2 protein-coding genes and 1 pseudogene are annotated in these 4,238 nt (G+C 74.2%); 2 read left to right on the top strand and 1 reads right to left on the bottom strand.

What is annotated here, in order from left to right:
- Positions 1–2,717, top strand: a 2,717-nt coding sequence (locus ACTWQH_RS32505) for a type I polyketide synthase (protein ID WP_443290410.1), incomplete at its 5' end; no start/stop codon positions are given.
- Between the two features lie 440 nt (positions 2,718–3,157).
- Positions 3,158–3,865, top strand: a pseudogene (locus ACTWQH_RS32500) (SDR family NAD(P)-dependent oxidoreductase); the annotation flags it as partial.
- A 101-nt stretch (positions 3,866–3,966) separates the two neighbouring features.
- On the opposite strand, the gene ACTWQH_RS32495 reads toward ACTWQH_RS32500, so the two are convergent.
- A complete protein-coding gene (locus tag ACTWQH_RS32495; RefSeq protein ID WP_443290411.1) occupies positions 3,967–4,218 on the bottom strand; it encodes a beta-ketoacyl synthase N-terminal-like domain-containing protein in 252 nt (83 codons plus the stop codon).
- Positions 4,219–4,238: the final 20 nt, after the last annotated feature.

Raw genomic sequence — 4,238 nt, 5'->3', positions numbered from 1 at the left:
GGTCCGGGGGCGGAGCCCCCGGCGGCGCCGTCGCCGTCATCGGCGTCGCGCTGCGCTTCCCAGGCGGCGCCAACGACCCCGACTCCTTCTGGCGGATCCTCGCCGAAGGCGAGGACTGCGTCACCGCCATTCGCGACACCCGCCCCCACCTCCTCGCCGACCACCAGCGCGACCACGGCAGCCAGACGGAATTCCCCGAACACGCCGGCTTCACCGACGGCGTCGACGAGTTCGACGCCGCCTTCTTCGGCATCGCCCCCCTCGAAGCCCAGGCCATGGACCCCCAGCAGCGCAAGCTCATGGAGCTGACCTGGCACCTCATCGAGGACAGCGGCTACCGCCCCTCCGCCCTGCGCGGCCAGCGGGTCGGCGTCTACGTCGGGGCCCACAGCGGCGACTACGCCGAGCTGCTGTTCGGCCGCCCCGACCTGGTCGACACCTACGGCGCCTACCTGGACTCGGGCACCCACCCCGCCCTGCTGGCCAACCGCGTCTCCCGCTGGTACGACTTCCACGGCCCCAGCCGCGTGGTCAACACCGCCTGCTCCAGCTCCCTCGTCGCCCTCGACGCCGCCGTCGCCGACCTGCGCGCCGGCACCTGCGACACGGCCATCGTCGGCGGCGTCAACACCCTGCTCTCCGCCCGCTCGTTCCTCGTCAACCACAAGGCGGGAATGCAGGCGGGCGACGGCCGGTGCAAGACCTTCGACGAGCGCGCCGACGGATACGTCCGGTCCGAGGGCTACGGCGCCGTCATGCTCAAGCCGCTGGCCGACGCCGAGCGCGACGGCGACCGGATCCACGGCGTCATCCGGGGCACCGCCGTCAACCACGACGGCCAGGCCGAGTCGCTGCGCGCCCCCAACCCCGCCGCCCAGAAGAGCCTGATCACCGCCGCGTACGCAGCCGCCGGCGTCGAGCCCCGCACCGTCGGCTACGTCGAGACCCACGGCACCGGCACCGCCCTCGGCGACCCGATCGAGGTCCAGGCCCTGGTCGACGCCTTCCACGAGCTCGACCCCGACCTGCCCGCCGCCTCCTGCGGCCTCGGCTCGGCCAAGACGAGCATCGGGCACCTCGAAGCCGCCGCCGGGATCGCGGGCCTCATCAAGCTGCTCCTCTGCATGCGGCACCGCAGGCTCCCCGGCCTGCTGCACTTCACCCGGCTCAACCCCTTCATCGAGCTGGACCGGACACCGTTCCGCGTCGTCGCCGAGGCCGAGCCCTGGGAGCGGCGCCGCGACGAGTCCGGCAACGAGCTGCCGCTGCGCGCCGGCCTCAGCTCCTTCGGCTTCGGCGGCGCCAACGCCCACGCCATCGTCGAGGAGTACCCGCAGCGTCCTGCCGAACAGCCCCCCGAGGCCCACGGCCCGGAGCTGATCGTGCTGTCCGCCCGCGACGAGGACCGGCTGCGCACCCACGCCGAGCGGCTGCTGCGCCACCTGGACGAAACGCCCCACGAGCTGGGGCCCATCGCCCGCACGCTGCGCGACGCCCGCGAGGAGATGCCGCAGCGGCTCGCGTTCCTGGCCGGGAGCGTGGCGGAGGTCAAGGACGCGCTGCGCCGCTACCTCGGCGGGGAGCGCTCCGGCGCCGGCCTGTTCACGGGGAACACCAGGCACTCCCGCGACTTCGCGGCGTTCTTCCGGGAGGACGCGGAGCTGCGGCGCAGCATCGACGGGTGGCTGGCCTCCGGCAACCACGCCCACCACGCCAAGGTGCTGGACCTGTGGGTCAAGGGCGTCGCCATCGACTGGAGCCCGCTGAGCCCGCCGGTCATCCGTCAGGGAGGGCAGTGGGCGCGGCTGCCGGGCTATCCCTTCGCCCGCGACCGGCACTGGTTCACCGACACCTTCGGCGACACGGCCCCCGCCCCGGCTCCGGGGCTGTCCCGCCAGCTTCACCCGCTGGTGCACGAGAACGTCTCCGACTTCCACGAGGAGCGCTTCCGCACCCGCTGGTCGGGCGCGGAGTTCTTCCTTCGCGACCACGACTCGACGCTGCCCGCCGCCGCCTGGCTGGAGGCGGCCCGCGCGGCCGTCGCCCTCGCGCACGGCGCGGACGCCGGGCACGTCGGCGTACGCCTGACCGACCTGAGCTGGGACGAGACGTACGCCCACCGGCCCGGCGCCGAACAGGCGGTGGACATCTCCCTGATGCTCGGCGAGGACGGGCTCGTCGACTTCGACTGCTACCAGCGGCGGCCGGACGCGGACGCCGAGGACCCCGACGACGTGCACCTGTACTGCCAGGGCCGGGCGCGGCTCGACACACCGGGGGAGCCCGACCTCGCCGACCCGCAGCGCTTCACCGCCGGCACCGAAGCGGGCCGCCCGGTTCCGACCCGCGCCCTGGCCGTCACCGCGCTGCGGCACGGCGACGGCCACTGGGTCGCGGAGCTGAGCCTGCCCGGGGCGCTGCGCCCGTCCGCCGGCGACTTCGTGGCCCATCCCGCCCTGCTCGCGGCGGCGTTACGGGTCGCCGAGGAGCGTTCGGGCGGGCCCGCGCGCCTGGCCGGGATCGACGAGGTCACCTTCCGCGACCGCTGCGACGGCGACGCCTACGCCGTCGTCACCGGCGCGGACATCGACCTGCGCGACACCAAGGGGCGACTGCTGGTCCGCCTCTCCGGCGTCCGCTTCCGCTCCGGCGAGGCGAACGCGAACTCGAACGAGGTCGAGAACGAGATCGAGAACGAGAACGAGGGGGCACGGTGACCATCCCCGAAGGCCTGCACCTCTTCACCGAGGACTGGGAGAGGGCACCGGCCGCGCCGGACCCGGTGCCGCGCCGTTACCGCTGCGCCGTCGTCTTCCTCTCCGACGCCCGGCGGCAGGAGGCGCTGCGGTGGCGCCTCCCCGTCGACCGACTGGTGTGCGTCGAGCGCGGGGCGGCGTTCGAGGGGTACGCCGAGGTGCTGCGCTCGGTCGCGGCCGAGCACGGCGCGATCGACCTCGTGCTGCACCTCTGGGGCACGGAAGCGGCGGTCGGGCACGGCGAGTTCGTCGGGCTCCTCCAGGCCCTCATCGCGGAGCGGATATCCCCGAGCCGGGTCGTGCTGGGCGGCGCCTTCGCCGGCGGCGACGGCGACGACGAGGGCGAGGAGCGCTGCGTCGTCGAGTCGTGGCTCGGCTTCGAGCGTTCGGCCGGGATCGTCATGCCCGGCACGGCCGTCTCGGTCCTCGCCCTGGACACCGACTCCCACCCGGCGGACGAACTCCCGGACATCCTCGCCGACGAGCTGCGGGCGAAGGACCCGGCGGGCGCGCTGTACACGGCGGGCGGCCGGCACGTGCTGCGCGCGCGCCCGGCAACGCCCCGCCCCCTCGGCGCGGCAGAGGATCCGCTGCGGCCCGGCGGCACGTACCTCGTCACGGGCGGAATGGGCGGCCTCGGCCGCATCTTCGGGACCTGGCTCGCCCGCGCGTACGGGGCCCGGCTCGCCCTGCTGGGCCGCCGCCCGGAGGACGAGGACGTACGCCGCCACCTCGCCGCGCTGGAGGCGTCGGGCGCGAGCGGCACCCTCTACCGCCCCGCGGATGTCTGCGACGCCACAGCCCTGATATCCGCCATCGCCACCGCCGCCGACCGCTTCGGCCGCATCGACGGCGTCATCCACGCGGCGGGACTGGAGCAGAGCGGCAACATCGCCGGCCGCGACCTGGCCACCTTCGACCGCATCCTCGGCCCGAAGATCCCCGGCACGCTCGCCCTGGAGCGGGCGCTCGCCGAGCTGGCGGAGCACGACGAGCGCCAGCAGCCCGACTTCGTCTGCTACTTCTCCTCCAGCGCCGCCATCCTGGGCGACTTCGGCGGCTGCGACTACGCCTGCGCCAACCGCTTCCAGATGAGCTACGCCCGCCACCTGGCACGCCGCGACCCCGAAGGGCCGAAGCGGCTGGCGATCAACTGGCCGCTGTGGAACAGCGACGGCATGAACTTCGCGGACGACGCGGCCAAGGAGTTCTACCTCACCTCCAGCGGCCAGCGCTTCCTTGAGCCGGACGAGGGCACGGCCCTCTTCCGGCTGCTCCTCGCCCAGCCTGGCGCCCAGTACCTGGCCCTGGCCGGGCGGGCCGAGCGGATCCGCGCGCTCCTGCACATCGACGACACCCACGACGAGGCCGAGACCGTGAGCGAGTTGTCCCCGTCGCCGTGGCGGAGGCTGAGGCACGCCTCGTGGACGGCGAGGAGGCTGGAGGAGCAGGCGGTGTTGATGGCGATGCCGGGGCCGGTGA

Source organism: Streptomyces sp. 6N223 (assembly GCF_052246635.1).
Taxonomy (GTDB): Bacteria; Actinomycetota; Actinomycetes; order Streptomycetales; family Streptomycetaceae; genus Streptomyces.
The sequence above is the reverse complement of the archived record's forward strand: the minus strand, read 5'-3'. Positions and strand labels throughout refer to the sequence as shown.